Annotated in this window: 22 protein-coding genes and 1 riboswitch; of the genes, 9 read left to right on the plus strand and 13 right to left on the minus strand. The window is 73.4% G+C overall.

Translation table 11 applies throughout. From position 1 onward, the window contains the following. Positions 1–126: 126 nt before the first annotated feature. Both ACIRQY_RS18665 and ACIRQY_RS18670 read right to left on the minus strand, forming a co-directional pair. Complete coding sequence (locus tag ACIRQY_RS18665) at positions 127–1,455, minus strand: DUF6397 family protein (RefSeq protein WP_403926887.1); 1,329 nt, start codon at positions 1,453–1,455, stop codon at positions 127–129. A gap of 133 nt (positions 1,456–1,588) precedes the next feature. Further along, positions 1,589–2,002, minus strand: coding sequence for a roadblock/LC7 domain-containing protein (locus tag ACIRQY_RS18670; RefSeq protein WP_351788330.1), 414 nt, complete (start codon positions 2,000–2,002; stop codon positions 1,589–1,591). Between the two features lie 208 nt (positions 2,003–2,210). Here ACIRQY_RS18670 and ACIRQY_RS18675 point away from each other — a divergent pair, with 208 nt between their 5' ends. After that, on the plus strand, positions 2,211–2,336 hold the full coding sequence (locus ACIRQY_RS18675; protein ID WP_403926889.1) for a hypothetical protein: 126 nt from the start codon (positions 2,211–2,213) through the stop codon (positions 2,334–2,336). Positions 2,337–2,355: 19 nt separating this feature from the next. Here ACIRQY_RS18675 and ACIRQY_RS18680 read toward each other — a convergent pair whose 3' ends face one another. The 5 genes from ACIRQY_RS18680 to ACIRQY_RS18700 form a co-directional block, all read right to left on the minus strand. Beyond that, a complete protein-coding gene (locus ACIRQY_RS18680; protein ID WP_403926892.1) occupies positions 2,356–2,973 on the minus strand; it encodes a GTP-binding protein in 618 nt (205 codons plus the stop codon). Beyond that, the gene (locus ACIRQY_RS18685) at positions 2,954–3,370 is read right to left on the minus strand and encodes a DUF742 domain-containing protein (RefSeq protein WP_351788336.1); all 417 of its coding nucleotides are present in this window, start codon (positions 3,368–3,370) and stop codon (positions 2,954–2,956) included. The genes ACIRQY_RS18680 and ACIRQY_RS18685 overlap by 20 nt, the downstream gene beginning before the upstream one ends. A 14-nt stretch (positions 3,371–3,384) precedes the next feature. Next, complete coding sequence (locus ACIRQY_RS18690) at positions 3,385–3,819, minus strand: roadblock/LC7 domain-containing protein (RefSeq protein WP_351788339.1); 435 nt, start codon at positions 3,817–3,819, stop codon at positions 3,385–3,387. After that, positions 3,816–6,686 carry a nitrate- and nitrite sensing domain-containing protein gene (locus ACIRQY_RS18695; RefSeq protein WP_403926894.1) on the minus strand — a complete coding sequence of 957 codons (2,871 nt, stop codon included), beginning with the start codon at positions 6,684–6,686 and terminating at the stop codon, positions 3,816–3,818. The genes ACIRQY_RS18690 and ACIRQY_RS18695 overlap by 4 nt, the downstream gene beginning before the upstream one ends. Positions 6,687–6,759: 73 nt before the next feature. Next, positions 6,760–7,593 carry an MHYT domain-containing protein gene (locus tag ACIRQY_RS18700; RefSeq protein WP_403926897.1) on the minus strand — a complete coding sequence of 278 codons (834 nt, stop codon included), beginning with the start codon at positions 7,591–7,593 and terminating at the stop codon, positions 6,760–6,762. A gap of 182 nt (positions 7,594–7,775) precedes the next feature. Between ACIRQY_RS18700 and ACIRQY_RS18705 the strand changes: the two genes are divergently transcribed. The 4 genes from ACIRQY_RS18705 (at position 7,776) to ACIRQY_RS18720 (ending at position 11,913) form a co-directional block, all read left to right on the plus strand. After that, on the plus strand, positions 7,776–8,384 hold the full coding sequence (locus ACIRQY_RS18705) for a class I SAM-dependent methyltransferase (protein WP_403926900.1): 609 nt from the start codon (positions 7,776–7,778) through the stop codon (positions 8,382–8,384). Positions 8,385–8,724: 340 nt separating this feature from the next. Continuing rightward, a complete protein-coding gene (locus ACIRQY_RS18710; RefSeq protein ID WP_403926903.1) occupies positions 8,725–9,060 on the plus strand; it encodes a hypothetical protein in 336 nt (111 codons plus the stop codon). A 112-nt stretch (positions 9,061–9,172) separates the two neighbouring features. Continuing rightward, positions 9,173–10,147, plus strand: coding sequence for a hypothetical protein (locus ACIRQY_RS18715; protein WP_403926906.1), 975 nt, complete (start codon positions 9,173–9,175; stop codon positions 10,145–10,147). 389 nt (positions 10,148–10,536) lie between these two features. After that, positions 10,537–11,913, plus strand: a complete 1,377-nt coding sequence (locus ACIRQY_RS18720; RefSeq protein WP_403926909.1) for a tannase/feruloyl esterase family alpha/beta hydrolase — start codon at positions 10,537–10,539, stop codon at positions 11,911–11,913. 52 nt (positions 11,914–11,965) lie between these two features. On the opposite strand, the gene ACIRQY_RS18725 is transcribed toward ACIRQY_RS18720, so the two are convergent. Beyond that, positions 11,966–12,511 (minus strand): MOSC domain-containing protein, encoded by a 546-nt coding sequence (locus ACIRQY_RS18725; protein WP_351788360.1) that lies wholly within the window; start codon positions 12,509–12,511, stop codon positions 11,966–11,968. Between the two features lie 113 nt (positions 12,512–12,624). Then, a complete protein-coding gene (locus ACIRQY_RS18730) occupies positions 12,625–13,713 on the minus strand; it encodes a fatty acid desaturase family protein (RefSeq protein ID WP_403926912.1) in 1,089 nt (362 codons plus the stop codon). A gap of 428 nt (positions 13,714–14,141) precedes the next feature. Between ACIRQY_RS18730 and ACIRQY_RS18735 the strand changes: the two genes are divergently transcribed. Both ACIRQY_RS18735 and ACIRQY_RS18740 read left to right on the plus strand, forming a co-directional pair. Next, the gene (locus ACIRQY_RS18735) at positions 14,142–17,123 is read left to right on the plus strand and encodes a DEAD/DEAH box helicase (protein ID WP_403926915.1); all 2,982 of its coding nucleotides are present in this window, start codon (positions 14,142–14,144) and stop codon (positions 17,121–17,123) included. Beyond that, positions 17,120–18,466, plus strand: coding sequence for an SWF or SNF family helicase (locus ACIRQY_RS18740; protein WP_403926917.1), 1,347 nt, complete (start codon positions 17,120–17,122; stop codon positions 18,464–18,466). The genes ACIRQY_RS18735 and ACIRQY_RS18740 overlap by 4 nt, the downstream gene beginning before the upstream one ends. On the opposite strand, the gene ACIRQY_RS18745 is transcribed toward ACIRQY_RS18740, so the two are convergent. Next, a complete protein-coding gene (locus ACIRQY_RS18745; RefSeq protein ID WP_403926920.1) occupies positions 18,447–19,358 on the minus strand; it encodes a hypothetical protein in 912 nt (303 codons plus the stop codon). The genes ACIRQY_RS18740 and ACIRQY_RS18745 overlap by 20 nt on opposite strands. A 470-nt stretch (positions 19,359–19,828) precedes the next feature. Then, entirely contained in the window at positions 19,829–20,692 is an 864-nt protein-coding gene (locus ACIRQY_RS18750; protein WP_403926923.1) for a bifunctional 5,10-methylenetetrahydrofolate dehydrogenase/5,10-methenyltetrahydrofolate cyclohydrolase, read from the minus strand. Between the two features lie 28 nt (positions 20,693–20,720). Further along, a riboswitch (ZMP/ZTP riboswitch) is annotated at positions 20,721–20,828 on the minus strand. A gap of 601 nt (positions 20,829–21,429) precedes the next feature. On the opposite strand from ACIRQY_RS18750, the gene ACIRQY_RS18755 reads away from it, so the two are divergent. Then, positions 21,430–22,839, plus strand: a complete 1,410-nt coding sequence (locus tag ACIRQY_RS18755; protein WP_403926953.1) for a GAF domain-containing protein — start codon at positions 21,430–21,432, stop codon at positions 22,837–22,839. 44 nt (positions 22,840–22,883) lie between these two features. Next, on the plus strand, positions 22,884–24,407 hold the full coding sequence (locus ACIRQY_RS18760; RefSeq protein WP_403926925.1) for an aldehyde dehydrogenase family protein: 1,524 nt from the start codon (positions 22,884–22,886) through the stop codon (positions 24,405–24,407). Positions 24,408–24,569: 162 nt separating this feature from the next. Here ACIRQY_RS18760 and ACIRQY_RS18765 read toward each other — a convergent pair whose 3' ends face one another. Then, positions 24,570–25,955, minus strand: a complete 1,386-nt coding sequence (locus tag ACIRQY_RS18765; RefSeq protein ID WP_403926928.1) for a tyrosine-type recombinase/integrase — start codon at positions 25,953–25,955, stop codon at positions 24,570–24,572. Then, positions 25,952–26,149: a helix-turn-helix transcriptional regulator gene (locus tag ACIRQY_RS18770; protein ID WP_403926931.1), complete on the minus strand. Its 198-nt coding sequence runs from the start codon at positions 26,147–26,149 to the stop codon at positions 25,952–25,954. Before ACIRQY_RS18770 ends, ACIRQY_RS18765 begins: the two co-directional genes overlap by 4 nt. Positions 26,150–26,687 lie beyond the last annotated feature (538 nt).

A 26,687-nucleotide genomic window follows, 5' to 3' on the forward strand; every position in this document is an offset into this window, starting at 1 on the left:
CAGCACCGTGCGGGGCCCGATCCACGCCGCTCGGGCGAGTGGGGCCAGGGCCCGGAGGTGGCGGGCGTGGCCGGGCCCGGAGGTACGGCGGGGCGGGTGGCGGCCGGCACCTGCCCCGGGTCGGCCTCAGGGCCAGGTGTCCTTGCGCCCGCGCCGGTCGGTCCGTCGCCCGCTCGCCCCTTCCCTCGCGCGACGGAACCGGGCGAACAGCCCGGCACGGGCCGCCCGGCCGGGCGTGCGTTCTGCCGCCGGAAGGCGCCCGGTGGGCGCGACGACGGCCGAGGGCATTGGGAGCACAGGCGGGAGCATCGGAGGCACAGCCGGGGGCATCGCGGGTACGGGCGGAGGCTCCTGGGCCGCGAGCGGCATCACGGGAACACGGTTCACGGGCCCCCTCAGCGGCACCCCGGGCCCTGTCTGCCTCGGAGCCGTCGTAGCCCCTGGAGTCTCCGAAGTCCCCGGGGAACCCGCAGAGCCCAGGGTCCCCGGACGCTCGCCCGGTCGCTGCCGCGTCCCCGGCGGCAACGGCCCGGAGAGCCCCCGTACCCCCGTCCGACCAGCGGATGCGCCGGTCCGGAGGTGTCCGATCGCGTCCCGCGCCTCCGGTGGTGTCCACCTCACCGCACGGTCCCATCCGGCGGCGGTGTCCCACGGGGCCGGTTTCCGTTCGCTCCCCGTGACCCCCTCCCCCGGGTGTGGCGCCTCGCGCTCGGTGCGGGCCTCGTCCAGGGCCAGGGCCAGGCTCAGCCGGTGCCACAGGATCTCGTCCGGGTCGTCGGCCCGTGTCAGTCGCTCGCCGATGTCCCGGGCCGCCACGGCACGCAGGGGCAGGCCCGGTGGCGGTGGCGGGCGCAGCCGGTCGAGGTGGTGTCGTTCGTAGGGGTCGTCGACGACCTCGGCCACCTGCACCGGGTCGAGCAGCGCGGCGATGGCCGCGGCCTTGGCCCACGGGTCGTCCGTGGCGCGGAGCTGAGCTCCGAGCCGACGGGCCCGCCAGTTCCTGGGGCGCAGGTCCTCGTTGGCGACGAGGCGGTCGCGGAGTCGCTGGGGCAGGCGCCCGGTGAGCAGGTCGGGGCAGAGGAGCCCGAACTCGGCCACTTCCTCGGCGAGGTAGGTCCACACGACCGCCCGGTAGCGGTTCAGCGAGAACCGCACCGGATTGAGGTGTCCGGTCCTGACCAGCCGGGTGAAGCGCTCCGGGGTGATCGCCAGGAGCGCCGCCGCCTCGGCCGTACCGACCGCCCTCACCCGGTCGCGCAGTCCGGCGGGGAAGTCGGGCGCGGCCTTGAGCCGGTCGATCTCGCGGTGCTCGACCCTTCGTCGCCCGCTCTCACCCGCCGGTACCGTCCTCACCAGGCCGATCTGGACCGCAAGCTGGAACTCTTCGCGCCTCAGCTCCAGTTCCTGCGCGGCCCGCCCCGGTGTCACCGTGCGTACCCCTTCGTCCACCGTCATTCCGCGGCCCTCCCGTGCTTCTCCGTGTCCTCGTGTCGTGAGCCCCTCGGACCCACTCCACGAAAGTAACTCAGAGTCACGATGTCCGCACGACCTGTGGACAACGGCCTGTGGACAACGGCCTGTCAGTGGGTCAGAACGGTCCTCCGCCCAGCCCGCCGGGCTGCCGCGCCTCCACGGCGAGGTGCTCGCCGACCCGGTTGACCAGCAGGGTCATCTCGTACGCCACCTGACCGACGTCCGCCTCTGCCGCGCTCAGCACGCAGAGGCAACTGCCCTCGCCCGCCGCGGTGACGAAGAGCAGCGCCTCGTCGAACTCGACCATCGTCTGGCGGGCCCTGCCCGCCCTGAAGTGCCGTCCCGAGCCCCTGGCGAGGCTGTGCAGGCCGGAGGAGACGGCTGCCAGGTGCTCGGCGTCCTCCCGTGCGAGCCCGCTGCTCGCACCCGTCACCAGGCCGTCGTTCGAGAGCACCAACGCGTGTCGTATGAACCCGACGCGTTGGGTCAGGTCGTCGAGCAGCCAGTCAAGTCCCTTGTCCAGCGCCATCAGTGGTCCTCCCCCTGCTTGGTGTGTCCCCTGCGGGCCGGGCTCCCGTGGTCCGGACCGCTGTGGTCAGCCGTATCGCCGCAAGCCTTACGCACTGTCGTGAACAGGGCAAGCACCCCACCACGCCCGCGCGTGCCGCGGGAAATCCCGGACCCGTGGCGCGGAATCCAGGGGCGGAACGGCCTCGCGGGGCATGTGTCGGCGGGACATGGCGGTCGAGGGGGCGGAAGCCCGCCGGGGCGTGCTCCCGTACGCCGACGCGCGCTCCCTGACGGCGTACGGCTACCGGGACGACGGGGTGACGGCACGGCAGGGTGACGGGGTGACGGGGTGACGGATCTGACGGGACCGGATCAGTTCGCCGAGTCCAGGAAGCGGGCCGTGTGGACCCGGCCCGCGTGCTCGACGACTCGGATGAGGACCTCCTTTCCGGAGTCCCGGTCACGCGCGTCACACAGCACGACCGGTGTGCCCCGGTCCAGGTCGAGGGCGCGGGAGACGTCGGCGGCTCCATAGGCACGCGCGCCGGTGAAGCAGTTGACGGCGACCACGAAGGGGATCTTCCGGTGCTCGAAGTAGTCGACCGCCGGGAAGCAGTCCTCCAGGCGGCGGGTGTCGGCGAGGACGACGGCTCCCAGCGCTCCCTGGGACAGGTCGTCCCACAGGAACCAGAAGCGGTCCTGTCCGGGCGTGCCGAAGAGGTAGAGGGAGAGTCCGGCGCGGATGGTGATCCGGCCGAAGTCCATGGCGACCGTCGTGGTCGTCTTGCTGCCGACTCCCCCGGTGTCGTCGACCGATGCACCGGCGCGGCTGAGCCGTTCCTCGGTACGCAGGGGGCGTATCTCGCTCACGGCGCCGACCAGGGTGGTCTTGCCGACGCCGAAGCCTCCGGCGACCAGGATCTTCAGGGCGAGGCCGGCGGGGTCCGCGCTCTCGTCCGTGCCGCTGCTGTCAGAGCGCTCGTAGGCCATGGATGACGTCCCTCAGGATCGTTTCGGCGGGGAGTTGTGCGGGCGGTACGGGTCCGTCGACGCGTACGAGGCCCGATGCGAGGAGGTCTCCGAGGAGGACCCGGACGACTCCGACGGGCAGGTCGGCGTCGGCGGCGAGCTCGGCCACGGACCGCGTCTCCGCCCGGCACCGGGCGAGCAGCGAGCGGTGTTCGGGGCCGAGACGGGACTCCTCGGCGGGGCCGGGCGGTTCGCCCCGCACGGCGACGAGGGCGATGAGGTCGAACCGTAGGTGGGCGGGCCCTGAGCGGGTGCGTCCGCCGGTCATCGCGTACGGGCGGACGAGCGGTCCGGCGTCGGCGTCGTACCACTGGCCGCCCGGTGCGGTCGGGTCGCCGCCGGGGTGCTCCTCGTTCACGGACGCTCTCCCTGTCAGCCCGCGGCGGGCGGGGTGGCCGCGAGGCGCGGCGGGGTGTGCAGGTGCTCGCCGACCCGCCTGACGAGACGGGCCATCTCGTAGGCGATCAGGCCGATGTCCGCGTCGGCGGAGCTGAGCACCGCGAGGCAGGAGCCGTCGCCCGCCGCCGCGACGAAGAGGAAGCCGTCGTCCATCTCGACCATGGTCTGGCGGACCGTGCCGGTGCGGAACTGGCGTCCCGCGCCCTTCGCGAGGCTGTGGAAGCCGGAGGCGATGGCGGCCAGGTGCTCCGCGTCCTCACGGCTGAGGCCGCCGGACGCGCCGACGGGGAGTCCGTCGTCGGAGAGCACGACGGCGTGGTGCGCCTCCCGGACCCTCCGGGTGAGGTCGTCGAGGAGCCAGTCGAGCTCGCTGGACCGGTGGGGCGAGATCCTCTCGTGGTCGATCATGCGTGGTCTCCTTCGGGGTGTCGGTCGTCGAGGGGGCGCCGGCCGGTGGCCGGGGGGCGGGCGCTGCCGAGGGGCGGTCCGCCGCCGCGCAGCCAGCCCTCCCGGTAGGCCGTCATCCGGTCCCTGACCTGCTCAGGGGTGCGCGGGTCGGCCGCGGAGGGCGTGGGCCCCGGTTCGGGCGCGGCAGGTCCGCGCAGTTGGGGGACGAGGTTCATCTGTCGTACGCGCCGGGGCAGGTCTCCCCCCGAGGTGTCGTGGGTGGTGGGGCCCCCGTGACTGGTCGGGGCGCCGTGGCCGGTGGGGCCGTCATGGTCCGTGCGGCTGACAGGTCTGGTGGGAGTGACGGGAGTGGTGGGATCGGGTCGTTGTCCCGCCGCTGTCGTCCTGAGGGTGGGCGGTGGTACGGAGGGGCCGCGGGGACGGAGTGCGGTGACCCCGGCGGGCGCGGGGCCGGGGTCCGTCGGCACGCGTGCGGGTACGGCGGCCGGGCGGGCCGGGGAAGGCCCCGGGCGGGGGTCCTGCGGGGCTCCTGACGGTCCGGTGCCGTCCGGGTGGCGTCCGGAGTGACGGTCGCCCAGCCACCCGGGACCGGAGGGGTGGTTGCCGGACGGACGTCCGGAAGGGTGGTTGCCGGACGGACGTCCGGAGTGCCCTCCGGTCGTCGTCGGCGGCGCGGCGGCGCGGCGGGGCCGGGGCGCCCTGGGGACGTCGTCCACGGGGTGCGGCGGGGCGCTTCGGAGCAGGTCTGCGGGGAGGAGGACCACGGCCGTCGTGCCGCCGTAGGGGGATGTCCGCAGATGGACCTTGACGTCCTGGCGGGAGGAGAGCCTGCTGACGACGAAGAGGCCGAGCCGGTCGCTGTCGAAGAGGTCGAGGGTCTCGGACCGGGTGATGCGCGCGTTGGCTTCGGCGAGGGCCTCCTTGCCCATGCCGAGGCCCCGGTCCTCGATCTCCAGTGCGTAGCCGTTGCCGACGGGTTCGCCGCTGACGCGGACCTTGGTGTGGGGTGGGGAGAACTGGGCGGCGTTCTCGATGAGTTCGGCCAGGAGGTGGGTGAGGTCGGCGACGGCCACGCCGGCCACGGTCGTCTCGGGGAGTCGGTTCAGCTCCACGCGCGCGTAGTCCTCGATCTCGGAGACGGCGGCGCGGACGACGTCGACGAGGGGGACGGGGGTTCGCCAGGCACGGCCGGGGGCCGCGCCGGAGAGGATGATCAGACTTTCGGCGTGGCGGCGCATCCGGGTGGTGAGGTGGTCGAGCCGGAAGAGGTCGCCGAGTTCGTCGGGGTCGTCGGCTCGCCGCTCCATGGTGTCCAGGAGATTGAGCTGGCGGTGGACGAGGATCTGGCTGCGGCGTGCGAGGTTGACGAAGACACCGGAGATGCCGTCGGCGAGTTCCGCGCGTTCGACGGCGGCGGACAGGGCCGCCCGGTGGACGGTGGTGAGGGCCTGGCCGACCTGGCCGATCTCGTCCTGGGCGGCGGGACCTGGGGGTGCCTCGGCGTGGACGTCGATCCGCTCGCCCGCGCGCAGGCGGCGCATGGCGGCGGGGAGCCTGCCCATGGCGATGCCGAGTGCGGTGTTGCGGAGGCTGACGAGTTCGACGACGAGGCCGCGGCCGATCCGTACGGAGATGACGAGGGAGGCGGCGACCGCGGCGAGGCCGAGGAGCACCGCCGTACCGCCGGTGCTGAGGAAGCCGCCGGTCAGGGGGTCGGTGCGGTCGGCGGCACTCGCCCGGGTCTCGATCGCGGCGAGTCCGTTCCGTACGGCGGTGACGGCGCCGTCCCACTCCGCCGGGGTGACGGCGCGTGCGGCGGGACGTCCGGGGGCTGCCGCGAGGACGCGGTCCTCGGCGCGGGTGAGCCGGGTGTGGTCGGGTCCGGTGGCGAGCGCGGCCCACGCGGCGCGCCCGGCCGGGGGCAGGTCGGCGGCGGCCGGGCCCGTGAGCGTACGGCGGGTGTCGACGGCTCCGGTGAAGGCGCGCAGGTGCGCCCCGCCGAGGTGGCCGGTGAGGTGGGCGGAGGTGAGGAGGGCGTCCTCGCGGGACAGCGTTTCGCCCGCGCGGCCGAATTCCAGGAGTACGCGCGCGTCGGAGCCCGGTGCGGTGTCCTGGGAGCCGGTGAGGGCGCCGCCGACGGCGAATCCGGCGGAGACGGCGGCCGTGTACTCCTCGTACACCTGGTCCCAGTCGGCCCGTCCCCGGACGGCGGCGGTACGGAGCCGGGCGAGGCCCTCGACCCGGCCGACGAACGCGGACACCCGGGCGCCGACGGCTTCGGGCAGACCGCCGGAGTCGCCCACGGTGTGGGTGTCGTCCAGACGGAGCCGGTCGACGGCCTCGTCGGTGCGGCGGACCCGGTCCCTGAGTTCGGCGGCACGGGTGGTGGCGGGGGCCGCGACCTGCCGGACGGCGGCGCGCCGTTCGTCCTGGAGAGCGGCGACGGCGGCGGCCACGGGCCTGCGGATTCCGGCGTCGATGTGCTGGATCCGGCTGAGGCGGGCGATGTCCTGGGCGGTGGTGACGGTGGCGAAGCCCCAGAGGGCGAGGAGCGAGACCACGGGTACGAGGAGCAGCGAGACGACCTTGGCGCGGACGGTGCGGGGGCGGAGTCGGTGGTGCCCCGGCCAGGGGCGGGAACGGGCGCCGCCGGAAGACACCGAAAACGCCGAAGACACCGAAAACACGGAAGACACGGAAGACACCGAGGCGCGCTCCTCCGGTGCCCCGGCGAGCCGTTTCCCGGCGGGCGGCTCATCGGCGGGTCGTTCGTCGGCGGACGGTCCGGCGTGCGCGCGGCGTCCGCGCGCTGTCGCCGACGGCGGTGGCGGGGACTCGGCGTCCTTGGTCGTGCGGGAGGTTCGCATGGTCCTCGTTCCGGCTGTCGCTGGCTCTGGAGCGTTGGTTCCGCGGGGAGTACGGGAGCCCCTGCGGGCGTGGTCAGCGCGTGGGCGCGCGGACGGGTCTCGGGGCACGGAAGCCGGGAGGAGCGACGTCCACGGCGCGTTCGTCGGGTTCGGTGAGGCGTCCCGCGGAGGCGTAGGCGGCCCGTTCCTCGGCCGTCGGGGAGAGGGCGACGAAGGCCGCGGTGACGAAGAGGTAGGAGCCGAGGCCGACGGCGAGCGGGAAGACGAACTGCATGGCGGTCGCCCCGGGGAGCCCGGTGCCGGAGGGGGACACCTGGACGTGCACGGCGAACATGCCCGTGTAGTGCATGCTGCTGACGGCCGCGCCCATCACGAGCGAGGCGAGGGCCACGGCGGCGGGCGAGTGGATGTTGAGGGCCGCCCAGAGGGCGGCGGTCGCGGCGACGACGGCGATGGCCACGGAGAGCACGACGAGGACCGGATCGAACCGGATCTCGCCGTGCAGCCGGAGGGCGGCCATGCCCAGGTAGTGCATGCTCGCCACGCCGACGCCGGTGGTGAGTCCGCCGATCAACAGCGAGCGCGGCCGGTCCATCCCGTGTCCCACGACGAACACGCCGACGCCGACGACCGCCATGGCGACGACGAGACTGAGAACGGTGAGGGGTACGTCGTAGCGGATGTCGGTGCCGGTCACACCGAAGCCGAGCATCGCCACGAAGTGCATCGTCCAGATGCCGGTTCCGATCGCGGAGGCCGCTGTGAGCAGCCAGTTCCGCCGCGAGCGGCCGGTCGTGTCGCGTGCCCGTACGGTGCAGCGCAGGCCGAGGGCGGCGCCGACGCACGCCATGGCGTACGAGAGTGCGGGTGTCAGCCAGCCGAGGGCGGCGTGGTCCAGGTGTCCCATGGGTCAGGGACGCTAGGCGCATCGGGGGGCGCACCAGGGGCGCATTTCGAAAGCTGCTGGAATATGACGGAAGGATGTTCCGTAACGATCGGGCAGGGCTCGAACGTGTACGAAGAACGTTCATCCTTCCGGGCGGGATGAACGCCGGGGGTTCCTCCCTGGGGGTGAGGGATCATGAGCCCATGAGCGATGACCCCACGCGTGTACGAGAGTTCTTCGGCTCCCGGGCCGCCCACTGGGACTCCCGGTTCCCCGGCGACGGCCCCGCGTACGCCGCCGCCGTGGAGTCGATCGGTCTGCGCCCCGGGGACGCGGTGCTCGACGCGGGCTGTGGAACCGGGCGGGCGCTCCCGCCGCTCCGGGCGGCCGTCGGCCCCTCCGGTACCGTCCTCGGCATCGACCTCACGCCCGAGATGCTGGAGCAGGCCGTCCTGGCCGGACGGGGTGGACCCGGTGGTTCCGCCGCCCTGCTGCGCGCGGACGTCGGGCGGCTTCCGGTGCGGGACGGCGCGCTGGACGCGGTCTTCGGGGCGGGGCTCGTCTCCCACCTCTCGGATCCCGTCGCCGATCTGCGCGAGCTCGCCCGTGCCGTCCGGCCCGCAGGGCACCTCGTGCTCTTCCACCCGATCGGCAGGGCCGCCCTCGCCGCGCGCCACGGCCGCGAGATCTCCCCGGACGACCTGCGCGCGGAGCCCCGGCTCCGCCGCGTGCTCGCCGAGGCGGGCTGGCGGCTCGTGGGGTACGTCGACGAGGACGCCCGTTATCTGGCGACGGCCGTCCGCGAGGGCTGAGGGACATCGCCGTGCGCCCGCTGCGCGCCGGGGCGCACGGCCCAGCGCGCCGAGTCGGCGGGCGCCGACCCGTCCGAGGGCGGGCGCGGGGCACGACCGCGCTGGAGCGGATGATCTCCGACGGGAGCCGGCGCGGGGCCGTGGAGAGGAACCTTCGGCCACCGCGGACGGACACCCCGCCGAAGCCCGGGCAGCCGCAGGGCCGACCCATGAGGGCACAAGCGCTTACCGCTGACGGAACGGCTCTTCCGCGTCTGTCGTCGACGCGCCCTTCTGCCGGGTCACTTCACTGTCTACGGTGGTGGTGCCGGGCAGTCGTGCCCGGGAGAGGCGGTGGGGTGTGGCACGAATACCCGACGGACTGCGCAGGCTCCTTCCGTCCGCCCGGAGCGCACCACGGGCCGAGGCGCCCGCGCCCGTACGGCCCCGGCAGGGGCACAACCTGTTCGAGGCGGCGGCGGAGTACGTGGCCGCGTGTGCCGAGAACGATCCGGCGCGGGCCGAGGAGGCGGCGGGGCGGGTCTCTCCGGGAATGCTGTCGTTCGGCGTCAACGAACTGGCCTGCCGGGCGGTGCTCGCGCTGGCCCGGGAGCGGAACGAGGCACCGGGCGCGGTGGCGCGTTCGCTGCTCGGTCTCCGCGAGGAACCGGCCCGGCGACCGGCCGGTGAGACCTGATCTCCGCGCGGGGCAAGGGTCCGGAGCGGCGACACAGGTCACCGCGCCGGACTATGGACAGCTCTCCCTACTGACTGGTTAAGGTGCGCCGACCACCAGAGGGGAGGCCGCCGTGACGGGGACGGACCGGACCGTCGAGGCCGCGGGTGACGCGGACGCCTTGTTCGTGCTCACCGCGGCGCTCCTGACGCCCGCGCGCTTCCCGAGCGTGCTCGGCGACGACTACGCGGCGGCCTGTGCCGTGCTGGGGCTCGCGCCGTACGCGGACGGATACGGGCTGCTGTTCGGCCAGGACGGGCTCGGGGCGCGGTGGACGGTCGTCGTGGACGACGTGTCCCTGGTCGCGGTCGCCATCTCGTCCTGGGACTGCGGCATGGCCTACGACCTGTCCCCCGACGAGAACTCGGTCGTCGCCGGACTGCCGGGCTGGCCGCTCCCCGTGGCGACCCGCGCGCCGGGCGTGCCCGCGCCGCACGACCCGGCACCGGAGGAGGGTGATCCGCCCCCGCTGACGCCACCGCGCGACGACGAGTGGGGTCCGGCGCAGCGCCGTACGGGGGCCGACGAGGTGGCGCGCCAGTGGTCGGCCTGGCGGGCGCAGGTCGCCGACGACGGAACGCTCGGGCCGCCCGTGCCCGCCGACGGCGGCGATGCCGGGGCCACCGCCCCGGCCGCTGCCGGTCCCGGGGCACTCGACGGGGCCCGCCCCGACTTCTCGCGCACGCCTCCCGGAGCCCGGTCCGGACCGTCGGACTCCGCCGCGACCGGGTCCGGTCCCGTCACCCAGGGCTCCGCCCTCGTCCCCGCCACCGATCCCTACGACGGGGTCCGCAGGGCGCTCGACCAGCTCCGCGGCTACCTGGAGGACCCACCCCCGGTCGGCCGGGTGCGGTCCGACGCGGGGGCCGCCGGAGGCGGGCGGACGCTACGGGCCGACGGGCCGGGGTGGTCGCTGGTGGCCCGGACCGACGACATGGCGTTCGTCCTCCTCGACGAACTCCCCCGCCAGGTGCTCCCGGTGGCCCGGGGAGCCCGGCTGCCCTCGCTCCTCGCACGACTCGACGCGATGGCGCTGCGCCCGTCCTGAAACGACCTCCCGGAGCCGGGTTCCGGCCCGGCCTCACCGACCTCCGGACCGGGCCCCCGTCCCGGCTCCACGGGCCGCCCTGACCTGGTTCCCCTCCCCGCAGTCGACTCCCGCCCCCCGGCTTCCCGCTCCCCCACCCCACCCCACCCCACAGTCGTGGCTTCCGGTGGCCGGGCCGGACTCCCCAACCCGGCTCCCACTTTCAGTTCCCAGCACCCAGTCCCAGCCCGGTGCTCCCCGTCCCCCGTCTGCCGTCCGTCTTCGCTCAGAGGAGTCATCGCACCCCACAAACCCCCTCCCCGGCATGGGGGCTCAACCCATGGCCCGGTGGTGGGTGCACGCCGCACGATGTGGCGCCGCGCCCCTTTCCGTACCACCGGAGGTCCACCATGCGCCTGTTTCCGGGCGTCTCCCTGCTCGTCGCGTTCCTGACCGGGGTCACCGTCCTCGGCCCCGCGAGTCCCGCCGGGGCGTGGGACCGGGCCGACGGGCACTGTGCCCGGCAGGAACGGCTCCGGGTGCCCGGCGCCGAGCACCAGCGGTCCGCTTGTCTGGACGACCTGACGACCGCGGGTCTCGCCGGAACCCCGTACACCGACATGGCGGACCAGGCGGGTCTGGCCGCGCGGGGGACCCGTAACCCCTCGGGGGTGCCGGGGGTGCAGATCGACGGGTACTTCCCCGACGACTCCCGTCTCAACGCCACCCACGGCTGGGCGCACGACGCGCAGTTCGTGATCCGGCTGCCCGACCGCTGGAACGGCGGTCTGGTCGTCACGGGCGCGCCGGGCAACCGACGCCAGTACTCCACGGACGCGCTGATCTCGGACCAGGTCCTCGCCCGGGGCTTCGCGTACGCCGCCACCGACAAGGGCAACACGGGACCCGACTTCTTCACCGACGGCCGGGAGCCGGGTGACGCGGTGGCCGAGTGGAACCGCCGGGTGACCGAACTGACCCGGGCCGCGAAGCGGGCCGTAGGGCAGCGGTACGGCCGGACGCCCGCGCGGACGTACATGACGGGGATCTCCAACGGCGGCTATCTGACGCGCTGGCAGCTGGAGAACCGGCCCGAGCTGTACGACGGCGGGGTGGACTGGGAGGGCGTGCTGTGGACGTCACACGGTCCGAACCTCCTCACCGGTCTGCCCGTGACGGTCGCCAGGTCGCTGGGGCGGGCCACCGACGAGGATTTGATCGGGGCGGGATTCGCGCCGGGGTCGCGGTTCCTGTGGCCGTACCACGAGAAGGTCTACTGGGGTCTGACGCAGAAGATCTTCCGGGCCGAGTTCGATCCCTCGTACGATCCGGCGTGTCCCGGTGCGACGGCCGGTGGCACCGCGGAGCAGATCCTCGCGCCCTGCGCGTCGGACGCCTCGTACGACTACGCGGCGCGTCCGGCGGCCGTCCACCGGGCGGTGGCGAAGGTGGCGCTGACGGGCCGGATCGGCAGGCCGCTGATCACCCTGCACGGAGACCTGGACACCCTGCTGCCCATCACCACCGGCTCCGACGTGTACGCGCGGATGATCGACGGTCGGGGGCGGGGCGGGCTGCACCGGTACTACACGGTCCGGGGCGGCACACACGCCGACGGGTTGTACGACACGTTCCCGGACCGGCTGCGGCCGATACTGCCGTGCTACCGCTCGGCGTTCGACGCGCTGACGCGCTGGGTCGAGAGGGGTACCCGGCCGCCCGCCGACCGGACGATCGAAAAGCCCGCGCACGGTGATCCGGTCGGTTCCTGCTCCCTGGAGGACTGACCCGGCGTCCGCCCGGGGCCGGTGCCGGGCCGCGCGGGTCCCGAGTCCGGGCTCAGACCTTCTCCAGCGGGCGGTGCGGGCCCTCGGGCAGTTCGACGCGGATCGGGTCGCCGGGCCTTATGTCGCCGCCGGTGAGGACGACGCCCATGATCCCGGCCTTGCGGACGATCCCGCCGTTCTCGTCGCGGCCGACGACCCGCTTGAGGAGTCCGTGCCGGAAGCCGTCGATCTGCGCGCAGGGGTTGCGCAGTCCCGTGACCTCGACGACGGCTTCGGCGCCGAGGTGCAGGCGGGTGCCGGTGGGCAGGCCGAGGAGGTCGATGCCCCGGGTGGTGACATTCTCGCCGAGGTCGCCCGGGGCAACCTCGAAGCCCGCTTCGGCGACCTCGTCGAACAGTTCGGCGTGGATGAGGTGGACCTGGCGCAGATTGGGCCGGGTCGGGTCCTGGGCGACCCGGGAGCGGTGCTTGACGGTCACGCCCGCGTGGACGTCGCCCTCCACGCCGAGCCCGGCGACGAGGGTGATGCGTTCCCGGTTGGGCTTGGTGAACGCGTAGGTGTCGTTGCTGCTGACCGTGGTGACCGTGGCGTCGCTCATGGCGAGGAGTTCCCCTTCTCCGCTGTCCGGCGGGGTCTCCGCCGTCCCGTGCCGGTGCACCGGCACAGCGGCCACCGATCCGATGATCACATCGTGCGTGATCTCCTTCGACCCTACTCCGTGCCCTCGGAACGCAGGGGCGCGCCCACCTCGTGCAGATGGCCGAGGGCCTGACGGTATGAGTCCACGAAGCCGGTCTCCGTGTACGGGACCCCGAGCGCCGCGCAGTGGGCCCGGACGGCCGGCTGGGCGAGGCGCAGGTGCGGGCGGGGCATGCTCGGGAAGAGGTGGTGCTCGACCTGGTAGTTGAGTCCGCCGAGGAACCAGTCGGTCAGCGTGGCGCCCCGGATGTTGCGCGAGGTGAGCACCTGGCGCCGCAGGTGGCCCCAGTCGTCGCTGTCGGGATGCTCGTCGGGCCGGTCCATGCCCTTGTGGTTGGGGGCGAAGGCCATGCCCAGGTGGACGCCGAACAGCATCTGGTGGAGGAGGGCGAAGACGAGGGCCTGGGCCGGGGTGAGGAGGGTCAGCAGCAGGGTGGCGTACCCCAGGAAGTGGGCCAGGAGCAGTCCGCCTTCGACGAGTCGCTCGCGCCGGGTGCGGCAGGGTCCGTCCTGTGCGAGCAGCGACCGCACTCCGTACACCTTGAGCGCGATGCCCTCCAGGGTCGTCAGGGGGAAGAAGAGCAGGGCCTGGTGGCGGGTGAGGAAGCCGCGCGTTCCGGTCCGGCCGGTGGTCTGGTGCTCGGCGAAGACGAGGATGTCGGCGGCGACGTCCGGGTCCTTGTCGAGGTGGTTGGGGTGGGCGTGGTGGCGGTTGTGCTTGTCGTTCCACCACTCGCGGCTCATGCCCAGCAGGAGGTTGGCGTGCGCGAGCTGGATGATCCGCCCCGCCCTGCGGTTCGCGGTGATCTGGGCGTGGCCGGCGTCGTGGGCCACGAAGGCGATTCGGGCGGAGAGCAGGGCGAGGGGCGCGGCGAGCGGCAGGGCCCACCAGGAGGGTCCGGTCAGGGCGAGTCCGGCGACCACGGCGGCGATGCCGATCAGGTTGACGGCGATGCCACGGGCGTACCACCCGGGGCGGTGCTGGAGGAGGCCCTGTTCCCTGATCACGCGCAGGAGCGGGGTGAACTCGCTGCCGCCCCGGGTGCGGGCGGGCGCCGGGGAGGGGGCGACGGCCGGTGGCGGGACGGTTGCCTGGGACATGGCGGGGCTCCGGGTTCTCTGGGGCGGCTGGGGCGCGGTGGGCGGCCGTCGTGCGGTGGCGCATCGGCCGTCGGGTGCCCACCGAGAACGTACGGAGGAGCGGCCGGGCCGGGCCATGGCGTCACCACCCGGCCCGCGCCGGGGGCGCACCGGGGGGCCGGGGTGGGGCGACCCCCACCCCGATCCCCTGTGTCCCTGATCACATGCCCATGCTGTATGCGGGAGCGGCTCGGCGAGGTATCCTCGGCCGCTCAGTATTCAGGTAGTCAAATTTGAGGAATGTGTTGTCGCTGTCGTACGGACTTGACGATTCGGCCCGCGAACCCGCTCGTGAAACCGCCCCCGGCTCCCTTCGTGAACCGACTCATGAATCGACTCTCGAACCGACTCGCGAATCGACTCTCAAACCGACTCGTGAATCAACCGGGATGCTCGCCCGCCACGCCGCCGTCTTCCTCCCCGCCGATCCGCCCCGCGCGGGCCGGATCGCGTTCTGGTCGACGGACGGCGAGCCGCTCCCGGAACTCCCGCACGGGTCCGCCGAACTCACCGTGGTGGACGGTGCGGAGCTGCGGGCCGTGACCGTTCCCGCGTACACCCTTCCCGTACGGGACGCCCTGCCGCTGCTCACCCGGGCCCGGTTCACGGAGGGTGCCTCGCCCGCCGCCGCCTTCTGGGGTGCGGCCTCGCTGCTCGGCCTCGGGCTCGTCGCCCGTGGGCTACTCCTGCCGGGCCTCACCCCGGGCGACCACGACGCCTGGCGGGCCGGGCCGCTCGGCCCCGGCGAACTGGCGGAACTGCGCACGCTCGCCGCGTCGATGCCTCCCACGGCCCACGCCGTCCCGCTGGCGGCGACGGACGGACGGGCGTCCGGGGCCGGGGCTCTGCTCCTCCCCGCACCGGAGGCGCTCCTGCGCGCCTTCGTGGACGCCGTGGCGGACTGTCTGCCCCGCACTCCGGCGGCTCCGCTCGCGGCGGGCGGGCCCGCCTTCGCGGCGGACACGCCGGTCGCCGTGCCCGAGCACCGGGCGTGGGCCGCCGACGTGGCGGCCGTGCACGACGCCGGTGTGCGGCTCTCGCTGCGGCTCGAACTCCCCGGGTTCACCGCCGGGTCGAGCGAGGCGCCCGCCTTCCGGGCCGTTCTGCAGCTGCACGACGTCGCCGACCCGACGCTGGTCGCGGACGCGGCCGAGGTGTGGGCGGGCACCGGGCGCACCGCGACCGCCTTCGGCCCCAGGGCCAGGATGGACGCCCTGCTCTCGCTGCGGCGCGCCGCGCGTGCCTGGCCGCCGCTCGCGCCGCTCCTGACGGCGGCGGTGCCCGACACCGTCGAACTCGCCGACGAGGAGGTCACGGAACTACTGGGCCGGGCGGGTCCGGCCCTGACGGCGGCCGGTGTCCAGGTGCACTGGCCGCGCGAACTCACCGACCGGCTGACCGCGAGCGCGGTCATCGGCCCGGTGGACGGCGGGGAACAGCCGACCGGAGCGGTCCCGGAAGGCGCCGGGAGGCCCGCTTCCGACACGCCGGGCGCGACCGACACGCCCGGCACGCGCGGGAACGCCGGAGACACCAGGGACACCGGAGGCACCGGGGACACCGGGGGTGGCTTCCCCTCGGCCGCCTCCTCGGCGTCGTTCCCCTCCTTCCTCTCGGCCGACGCCCTGCTCGGCTTCCACTGGCGTTTCGCCGTGGGCGACCAGGAGCTGACCCGCGCCGAGCTGGACCGTCTCGCCGAGGCCGGGCGGCCTCTGGTGCGCCTGCGCGACCGCTGGGTGCTCGTCGATCCGGCGGAGGTACGCAGGGCCCGTGCCCAGCAGGACCGCAAGGTCACCCCGGTGGACGCCCTCTCGGCCGTCCTCACCGGCACCGCCGAGATCGACGGGCGCCCGGTCCCGGTGGCGGCGACCGGGTGGCTCGAACGGCTGCGGGAACGGATCGCCGCGCCGGAGGGCACCAGGACCGAGGTCGCCCAGCCCGCCGCGCTCGCCGCGACCCTGCGCGACTACCAGCTGCGCGGGCTCGACTGGCTGCACCGGATGACCTCCCTCGGTCTCGGAGGCTGTCTCGCCGACGACATGGGACTCGGCAAGACCATCACCCTGATCGCCCTGCATCTGCACCGGCAGTCCGAGCCGGACACCGCGGGCCCCACGCTCGTCGTCTGCCCGACCTCCCTCATGGGCAACTGGCAGCGGGAGATCGAGAAGTTCGCGCCGGGCACTCCGGTACGGCGCTTCCACGGCGCCGCCCGGGGCCTCGACTACCTCCCCGGCGACGGATTCGTGCTCACCACGTACGGCACCATGCGGCTCGACGCGGCGCGGCTCGCCGGACGGACCTGGGGACTCGTCGTCGCGGACGAGGCCCAGCACGTCAAGAACCCGTACTCGGCGACGGCCCGGCAGCTGCGGACCATCGGGGCACGCGCGCGCGTGGCGCTCTCCGGGACCCCGGTGGAGAACAACCTCTCCGAGCTGTGGGCGATCCTCGACTGGACCACCCCGGGGCTGCTCGGCGGTCTGGGGGCCTTCCGGACCCGGTTCGCCGCCGCCGTGGAGGGCGGCAGGGACCCGGCGGCGGCCGAACGGCTCGCCGCGCTCGTCCGCCCGTTCCTGCTCCGCCGCCGCAAGTCGGACCCCGGCATCGCGCCGGAACTGCCGCCGAAGACGGAGACCGACCGGGCCGTCTCCCTGACACCGGAACAGGCCGGGTTGTACGAGGCGGTCGTGCGCGAGACGCTCGCGGCCATCTCCGAGGCCGACGGCATGGCACGGCGGGGGCTCGTCGTGAAACTGCTGACCGGCCTCAAGCAGATCTGCAACCACCCCGCGCAGTACCTCAAGGAGGATCGTCCCCGGATCGCGGGACGCTCGGGCAAGCTGGAACTGCTCGACGAACTCCTCGACACGATCCTCGCCGAGGGCGCCGCCACGCTCGTCTTCACCCAGTACGTCGGCATGGCCCGACTGCTGGAGACCCATCTGGCTGCCCGGGGCGTGCGGACCCAGTTCCTGCACGGCGGGACCCCGGTGGCCGAACGGGAGGCCATGGTGGCCCGCTTCCAGGACGGGGAGGTGCCGGTCTTCCTGCTCTCCCTCAAGGCGGCGGGCACCGGACTCAACCTCACCCGCGCGGAGCACGTGGTGCACTACGACCGCTGGTGGAACCCGGCCGTCGAGGCCCAGGCCACCGACCGCGCGTACCGCATCGGCCAGGACCGGCCGGTCCAGGTGCACCGGCTGATCGCCGAGGGCACGATCGAGGACCGGATCGCGGCGATGCTCGACCGGAAGCGGGAACTGGCCGACTCCGTCCTCGGCACGGGCGGCGACGCGCCGTCGGAGCTGACCGAACTGACCGACGCCGAACTGGCGGAGCTCGTACGACTGCGGGGGGACGGACGATGACCGGATACGCACACGGGGACGAGGAACGCACCTTCGCGGCGCTGCCGGCCGCGCGCGGCGGCGGCTTCACCCGGACCTGGTGGGGCCGGGCGTGGCTCCAGGCCCTTGAGGACACCGCGCTGGACGGCCAGCAGCTCAAGGCGGGCCGCCGGAACGCGCGGGCGGGGGCGGTGGGCGCCGTGTCGGTGCGGCCCGGCCGGATCACGGCCGTGGTCAAGGACCGCGACGGCACGGCGCACCGCAGCGACGTCCTGGTGCGGGAGTTCACGGACGAGGAGTGGGACCGGTTCCTGGACCTCGCCGTGGACAGCGCGGGACACATCGCGGCGCTCCTCGACCGGGAGATGCCGCCGCACCTCGTGGAGGACGCGGCGGCGGCGGGGCTCGACCTGCTGCCGGGGATCGGCGACCTCGACCCCGAGTGCGGCTGCGAGGCCTGGGACCACTGCCCGCACACCTCGGCCCTCTGCTACCAGGTGGCGCGGCTGCTCGACGAGGACCCCTTCGTCCTGCTGCTCCTGCGCGGACGCGGCGAACGCGCCCTGGTGGACGAGCTCCAGGCCCGCAGCGCCTCGCGTGCGGCACGCGGCGGCCCCGGTGACGACACGCCGGGTGCGGACCGCGCCGTGGGTTTCGGCGGGATGCCGGGCGTGTCGGCGGAGGAGGCGTACGCGGACGGGTTCCTCCTGCCGCCGCTGCCCGCGCCTCCGGTCGTCCCGGACGTGCCGGGAGGACCGCCGTCGCTCGACACCGAGACCGACCCGGAGCCGGGGGTGGACCCCTCGGCCCTGGAGTTCCTGGCCGCGGACGCGGCGGCCCGCGCGCTCCGGCTGCTGGCCGAGGCGCTCGGGGCGGGGACGGCGTCCCCCCGGGACGGCTCGGGCGCGGTGCGCGTCCAGCCCTCGCTGACGGTCTCGCAGGACGCGGTGCGGCTCGCGGCGGACTCCCCCGTGCCGTGGATCACGGCACGGCTCGCCACCGGTTCGGGCCGGTCCCGGGCGGAACTGGACCTGGCCACGCGCGCGTGGCGGTTCGGCGCCGCCGCCGGTCTCGCCGTACTGGAGGAGGAGTGGACGCCGGACGCCGGGGCACTGGCGCGGGCCGGGGAACGGCTCGCGGAGTCCTGGGAGGACGACGACCGGCCGTCGCTGCGACGGGCCGGGGGCGCGCGGTGGACGGCGGTGGGAACCGACGCGCAGGTGCGGCTCGGCGAGGACGGCCGCTGGTGGCCGTACGCCAAGTCCGGTGCGCGCTGGTCCCCGGCGGGTCCGGCGGACCGTGATCCGGCGACGGCCCTGGCGACCGCCTTCGCGGCGGGGGCCGCTACCGGAGCCGGTGGCTGAACCGGTCGCCCGAGGGGGCTGCCAGGCTGCACGCCGCGTGCACCGAGCCGAGGAGGTGGCTGGTGCGGTACGGGTACTGGACGAAGGTCGTCCAGCGGGTGCCGAGCGGCTGTCGTGCGGCCTTGCGGCTCAGGGGTGCGCGGCACAGCTGGGTGGCCGCTTCCCGGATCGCCTGGTCGGTGGCGTAGCGGCCGGTCAGGCGGGGCCGGGCGACGAGTTCGGCGTGGTGCGGCCTGTCGCAGGCGCGCCGCAGCGCGGTGCCCGGCGTGGCGCGGTCGATGTCGAAACAGTCCCCGACGCGCAGGTGCTCGAAGGAGACGGGCGCGCCGCCGGGCCGGTCGCCGGTCGGCGGCGCGGCCGACGTCGGGCGGCGCGCCGGGGTGCCGACCCCGGTGCGGGAGGGCTTCGGGGTCGTGGTCCGGCCGGTGGGGGTGGAGGTTCCCGATGGTCCGCCGTCCCCCGGGGTGCCCGGTGCGGACCTCGCGGACGAAGGCGTTCCGGCGGTGGGTGTGTCGGGCGTGTCGAGCAGCGACGTCCCGGATGCCGGCGTGTCGGCCAGGGGCGTGGCGTCGTCCGACCGCGTTCCGCCGAGTGTCCCCGGCTCTCCGTACGGCGACCCGGTGCTCCGGCCCTCGTCGGAGACGGCGGACGGGTCCCCCGGTCGCCCTTCGAGCCGTGTCTCCTGCCCGGCCTCTCCCCTGACGGTCAGGAGGGCCGCCGCCACGAGACCGGCCACCAGCATCGGTACGACCGGCACGCCGAACCGGTGGGCGCGCCGGGCGGCCGGACCGGGCCAGGGCTTGCCGAACCGGGTGAGCCGGGCGGACCACTCGGAGTCCTCCCCGGACGCGGGGGCGGCGCCAGGGACGGCTGCGGATACGGGAGCGGTCATGTGGACGGCTGCGGACCCGGGGACGGTCCCGAGGGCAGCCGTCGAATCGGCCACGGACTCGTGCGGGGGTACGAACACGGGATCGCCCGGCCGGACGGACCGACGCTCGTGCGGCGGTACGGGTACGGGCTCACGCGGGCGTACGGGCACGTCCGGGCGGTCTGGACCGCGCTCGTGCGGAGGTACGGACTCGGGCGATTCGAACGATCCACCCCGCACCAGCGGCCCACCCGACACGGGCGGTTCTCCCGGATCGGGCGTCCCGGACGCGGTCGGCTCGTGGTCCGGTGACGGGGTGGCGGTCGGCGGAGTGGCGGTAGACGGGTGGGACACACCGTCCAGGTTCGCCCGTCGGCGGCCTCGCGGCCACTGCTTTTCGGCTCTCTCGACCACCGCGCCGCGCGCGTACAGAACCGTGACGATCGCCGACCGTACCCCGGCCCACCGCCTCCCCTGCGCCCGCCCTTCCCTCACCCGGCCTGCAGCCCCAACTGACGCTCCGCGCCCTCGACCGTCTGGGCGAGGAGCACGGCGATGGTCATCGGGCCGACACCGCCGGGGACCGGGGTGATCAGCGAGGCCCGCTCGGAGGCCGAGGCGAAGTCGACGTCGCCGATGTTGCCCGGGTTGTACCCGGCGTCCACGACGACGGCACCGGGCTTGATGTCGGCGCCCTTGATGAAGCGGGGCCGGCCGACGGCGGCCACGAGGATGTCGGCCTCCCGGACCACGGACGAGAGGTCCTCGGTACGGGAGTGGCAGTAGGTGACGGTGGCGTCCCGGCCGAGCAGGAGCAGTCCGGCGGGCTTGCCCAGGATCGCGCTGCGGCCGACCACGACGGCCCGCTTGCCGCGCGGGTCGACGTCGTACGCGTCGAGGAGGCGCATGATGCCGCCCGGCGTGCAGGAGACGAAGCCCGGCAGGCCGAAGCCCATGGCCGCGAAGGACGCCATGGTCACACCGTCGACGTCCTTCTCCGGGGCGATCGCCTCGAAGGCTGCGCGCTCGTCGATGTGCGGGCCGACGGGGTGCTGGAGCAGGATGCCGTGGACCTCGGGGTCGGCGGAGAGCGCGCTGATCGCGGCGACCAGCTCCTCCGTCGTGGTGGCGGCGGGAAGTTCGACGTGCCGGGAGCGGATTCCGGCCTTGGCGCACCGGTTCTGCTTCATCTTCACGTACGTCACGGAGGCCGGGTCCGCGCCGACGAGGACCGTCGCGAGACAGGGGGTGACGCCGGTGCGGCGGGTGATCTCGGAGGCGCGGGCTGCGGTCTCCTCGACCGTGCGGCGAGCGAGGGCCGTACCGTCCATGAGGGCGGCGGTGCTGGTGGACATGGCAACTCCTGGGCGTCGTGGCTGACCGGTGCTTCGCCCAGGCGCACGGCATGAGGACGGGCGCCGCACCGGGCGCGGTCCCGCCGGGCCGCTCCCCGGTGGTGATCCACCTCAAGCGCCAGTCACGGCCCGGCCCCACTGTACGTGAGCATGACGGAGGGCGGCCGGGGGCGGTGGTGAATCAGACGAAGAACGCACAAGAGCGTCGACCGGAGGGCGGGTGGGGTCGTCCCTGGGCGGGCGCTCACGTACGGGGTGCCGCCCCCGCGAGTCCCGCCGCGCAGGCGCACGTCGGCCTCGGTGGGCCGACTCGCGCACGAGCCGGGCGGAGCCGTACACCCCGTATGCCGTACGCCCCGTTGCCGTATGTCCCGTACAAGCCGAACGGCCTTCGGCCCGGCGGGGATTCCGCGCGGGCGACGACGGAAGGACGGCAAGGCGGAGGCTCACAGGCAGGGGACCGTCCCGGCGTGGTCCGTGCTCTTCCGGCCGACTCACGAACAAGTCCCGGTCGAGTCCGGGCACGGGCGGCCGGGGCACTCCCGGGGCGCTCCCGGTCGGCCACCGACTGGCATCTGGGCGCCGCCCGACCGGCGCCCGACCGACTTCCGGCCGACTCCCGGAAGAGCCCCCTCCGGCACACCCGTCACATCGCACCCTCAGCAGGGGCGAGTCCCGGACACCCGCCCACCGCCTGGCCGTCGAGGAGCTTGTCGGCGGCTCGCGCCCGCACGACGATGAGCGCGACGGGCCGGGACGACCTCGACGAGGAGGCCGAGTTGGGCGGTACGCGGATGGCAGGGCGGACGGACACGGGGACAGGGCGGGGGCCGGGCGCCAGAGGCCCGGACCCGGGGAATCCGGGCCCCGGAAGCCACCCGCCCCTCGGACCCGACGGCACACCCCCGGACTCCGAGAGCCTCCGGCTCGTCACCGGGACCGGTGGAACGGGTGCCCAGCGGCTGCGCCCCCTGGTCGCCGCCTCGTGGCGGCGCTCGGCACGCGCGCGCGTGAGCCAGGACGGGGCCGCGCGGATCGAACTGGACGGGGACGAGCTGGCCGCGCACCGGGACGCGCATCCGCTGGCCGCCGCGATGCCGGTGGTCCGTGAGCTGATGGGCGCGTACGCGGCGGACGGGGAGCACCTGGTGGCGGTCTGCGACGCGGCCGGGCGGATGCTGTGGGTCGAGGGGCATCCCTCCGCGCTGCGCCGGGCGCGGCGGATGAACTTCGTCGCCGGGGCCCGCTGGTCGGAGGCGGCGGCGGGAACGAACGCGCCCGGCACCGCGCTCGCCGTGGACCGGCCCGTGCAGGTGGTCGCCGCCGAGCACTTCCGGCATCCGGTGCGCGCGTGGACCTGCGCCGCCGCCCCGGTGCACGATCCGCACAGCGGACGGGTGCTCGGCGCGGTCGACATCACGGGCGGCAGTGGGCTCGCGCATCCGCACAGTCTGGGCTTCGTCCAGGCGGTGGCGCGGGCGGCGGAATCACACCTGGCCCTCGCGGGGCCCGCCCCCGAGCCGGGGCGGCTGCGTCTGACGGCCCTCGGCCGGGACGAGGCCGTGCTGTCGGTCGACGGGCGCCGGACGCGGCTGAGCCGACGGCACAGCGAGATCGTGGTGGTGCTCGCGCACCGCGCGGAGGGGGTGGGCGGCGAGGAACTCCTCACGCTGCTCTACGAGGACGAGTCGGTGACCCCGGTGACCCTTCGGGCGGAGCTGTCCCGGCTGCGTTCCGTCCTGGGGCCGGAGGTGCTGCGCTCGCGTCCGTACCGGCTGGTGGGCGTGGTGGACGCCGACTTCGCGGCGGTGGACCGGCGGCTGGCCTCGGGGGCCGTGGCGGCGGCGGCCGGAGGGTACGCGGGTCCGCTGCTGCCCGGCTCCCGCGCCCCCGCGGTGGTACGGCTCCGGGAACGCCTCGCGGGCCGCGTGCGGGCGGCACTGGTGGGCCGGGGCGATCCGGGGCTGCTCGCCGACTGGGCGTACAGCGCGTGGGGCGAGGACGACGTGGTGGTCTGGCGGGCGCTCTGCGCGGCCGTACCGGCGGACCGGCTCGCCCCCGTGCGGGCCCGGCTCGACTCCCTCGAGGCCGAACTCACCTCAGGCGCAACCCTCTTGCAACGTCCGGGACCGCACACTCGCCGGTGAGCGCGGGCCAGGGACGGCCGGCGCCACCCAGGGAGGCCATGTTCATGACCCGTTACGCCGCTCCCGGCACCGAGGGCGCCCTCATGTCGTACGAGGCCCGCTACGACCACTGGATCGGCGGCGCGTACGTCGCCCCGGCACGTGGCGGCTACTTCGAGAACCCGAGCCCGGTCGACGGCCGCCCCTTCACGGAGATCGCGCGCGGCACCGCCGAGGACGTGGAGCTCGCCCTGGACGCGGCACACGCGGCGGCCCCCGCGTGGGGGCGTACGGCCCCGGCGGAGCGTGCCTCGGTGCTGCTGCGGATCGCGGACCGCATGGAGGCCAACCTGGAGGCGCTGGCCGTCGCGGAGACCTGGGACAACGGCAAGCCCGTCCGGGAGACGCTCGCCGCCGACATTCCGCTGGCGATCGACCACTTCCGCTATTTCGCGGGGGTGCTGCGGGCGCAGGAGGGCACGCTCAGCGAGCTCGACGACGACACCGTGGCGTACCACTTCCACGAGCCGCTGGGCGTGGTCGCGCAGATCATCCCCTGGAACTTCCCGATCCTGATGGCGGTCTGGAAGCTCGCTCCGGCGCTGGCGGCGGGAAACGCCGTGGTCCTCAAGCCCGCCGAACAGACCCCTGCGTCGGTGCACTTCTGGCTGGGCCTGGTCGCCGATCTGCTGCCGCCGGGCGTCCTGAACATCGTCAACGGCTTCGGCGAGGAGGCGGGCAAGCCGCTCGCGTCCTCCCCCAGGGTCGCCAAGGTCGCGTTCACGGGCGAGACGGCGACCGGTCGGCTGATCATGGGGTACGCCGCCGAGAACCTGAAGCCGGTGACACTGGAGCTGGGCGGCAAGTCGCCGAACATCTTCTTCGACGATGTATGGGCGGCGGACGACGACTTCCGGGACAAGGCGCTGGAAGGCTTCACGATGTTCGCCCTGAACCAGGGCGAGGTCTGCACCTGTCCCTCGCGCGCGCTCGTCCAGCGGGGACAGTACGGCGAGTTCATGGAGGCGGCGATCGTCCGTACCGAACTCATCGTGCCGGGACACCCCCTGGACACCGCGACGATGATCGGCGCCCAGGCGTCGGCGGAGCAGCTGCGGAAGATCGTGTCGTACCTGGAGATCGGACAGAAGGAGGGCGCGAAGATCCTGACTGGTGGTCAGGTAATCGAGCATGACGGTGAGTTGGCCGGTGGTTTCTACGTCCAGCCGACGATCTTCGAGGGTGACAACCGGATGCGGGTCTTCCAGGAGGAGATCTTCGGCCCGGTGGTGGCGGTGACCTCGTTCACGGACTTCGACGACGCGATCCGCACGGCGAACGACACCCTGTACGGTCTCGGCGCCGGCGTGTGGACCCGCGACACGAACACGGCCTACCGCGCGGGCCGGGCGATCCAGGCGGGCCGCGTCTGGACGAACTGCTACCACGCGTACCCGGCCCACGCGGCCTTCGGCGGCTACAAGCAGTCGGGCATCGGACGCGAGAACCACCGCATGATGCTGGAGCACTACCAGCAGACGAAGAACTTGCTGGTCAGCTACTCGCCGAAGAAGCTCGGCTTCTTCTAGGGGCAAGAGAATAGGCGCCTGACCTGGCGTTTCACTGGTCGGGCGCCTCGTGCTCATCCCGTCCCGCCAGAGGTCGCGTTTACACCGGAACTACCGGTTCGTCCCACCGGTATCCCGTTCCTGACCAGCTGTTCCGGACCAGTCACGGACCAAAACTCCGGCTCACCTCGTAGCCTCGCCCCGGCTCAAGCGGTCCCACTCCTCCATGGACTGCTCGATGAGACGGTTGGCCTGCTCCCGCACGCCGTCCAAGAACTTGGCGTAGTGACGGAAGAGAATCTCGATGCTCTGGCCCGCGCGTCGAGCGCACTCGGCCGGGTCGACACCGGAGTACAACCAGAACGAGATGCCCGCGTGCCGGAGACCGTAGGGCCGCTTGGCCAGTCCGGAGCCGAGCTCCACGTGCGTGAGCGCGTCCTCCCGGGCCCGCGCCCACGTCATGCCATAGGCCGAAGGATCCACGTAGTTACCGGCCTGATTCCGGAACAACCGGCCGTCCGCTGCCACACCGAAGCAGTCGATGTGGGCACGGAGGACACGAACGAACTGCGGCGGGATGGGGACGGGCCTGGTGGCTGTAGGCGCGCGGCGCTTGAGCGAGTGCACCTCATGCACCGCGCCGTCATCCGTCCAGTCCTTGCCCGCGGTGACGACACCACCCGACAGGTTGAGCATGCCCCACCCGGTCTCGGGTAGATCACACTGCTCGAACCGGAGGTGAATGACCTCCGCCGGACGCATCGCCGCGTGGTACATACAACCGAAGAACGCCTCCAGATGAGGACCACGCCCGCGCCGCCGGGCAACTGCGGCAAGCAACCGGGCGACCTGGGCCGGATTGGGCACAGCAGCCGGGTCGACCTCTTCATTGACCGCCGGAGCGTTCCACCGAAGACCACCGAGAGGATTCTCTGCGAAGTAACCTTTCTCCACGGCCGTGTTGAGCACTTCACTGAACGCGGCCCGCTTGCGTCGCGCCGTCTTGGCCGCGGCCTTCTTGCCGTCAAGCTTGCGACACAAGGCGTCCAGCGCCCGCCGCAGCACGTCGGCTTCCGTGAGGGCACTGACAGGCAGGGAGTTCCGTTTCATCCAGTCCAGGGCCCTGCACCAGTCCTCCTTCGGCTCCTCGGCCCAGGCGTGCTTGTTAAACGCCCATGAGTACAAGGCGCGTCGCAGCACTCGTGGCTCCGAATAGGCGGCACCCGGCAGTACGAGGGCAGGTGTGATGGTGGCGAACGCGTCGGCCAGTGTGCGGCGAGTGTTGCCAGGTGTGCGATCCCATCGCTGATCGAGGTATTCGTGGACGAGGTCGTACCACGTTGTTCGCTGCTTGATGGCCCGCAGCTCGGACGCCGGCAAGCCGGTCTGCAAGTCGAACGGCTCGCCGTCGCGTGCCGCGGTGACGAGCCTCGCTCGCCTGCTCTCGGCAAGCCCGGCGGTCATGAATGATTCCGACTTCTCGCGCCCGTCGACTGTCCACCGGACCATGAACGGCTTGCGCCGGTCGGGGCGCTCCCGTATGTCCCAGAAGCGGACGTTGTAACTCATCGCCAACTGTCAGAATCCCTCTCGCACGCCTCCCACCAGGCATCCAGATCAGCTCGACTGCAACGGAGTTCGCCATTCGGCAGTTTGATCATCCGTGGAGCCTGATTGCGGCCACGCAGACGGTAGAACGCCGAGGGACTCATGCGGATCTCCGCCAGGACCTCAGCAAGTTTCAGCGCAGGGGGACGAGCCATTTCTTCCATTCGGTTGGGCCCAGGAAGGGCTACACAAGTTAAGGCCGCAAGGAAGCATCATGTGCTCCCGGCAGGTCGTGTCCATCGACTTCGCTGCCAGGCATGACCCATGCGTACAAACAGCAATGGTCCCCGGGATCGCCGGTTAGGCTAACCGGCGATCCGGTGCTATGTTGCGCATCCTTCAGCCATCGAAAGTGCGTAAGCGGCCACGAGGTCGACCAGGGCATCAACTGGCATTCCAGCCCTGTGAGGATTTCGACCTATCCAATCCAGATACAAAGACCGTCCTTCGCGATCCACTCCAGACTTCTCATCGCAACAGGTCGAGCGCACCGAGACAGCAAGCTACGCCTCAATGTGCCGATCCTGGATGACTGACCTCAGCGACCAAAGACCTCGAACCACCTTGCATGGCTTCGTTGCGCGTTGACATAGCTCTGAGACCGCGTTTGAGATCTGCCATGGGACGATCGGTCGGTGACTCGACTCGTGGACCGTGACCGCTCCCTTGAGGAGCTTGAGTGTGACCGCTGGT

The sequence above is a fragment of the Streptomyces sp. NPDC101490 genome, assembly GCF_044767145.1.
Lineage (GTDB): Bacteria > Actinomycetota > Actinomycetes > Streptomycetales > Streptomycetaceae > Streptomyces.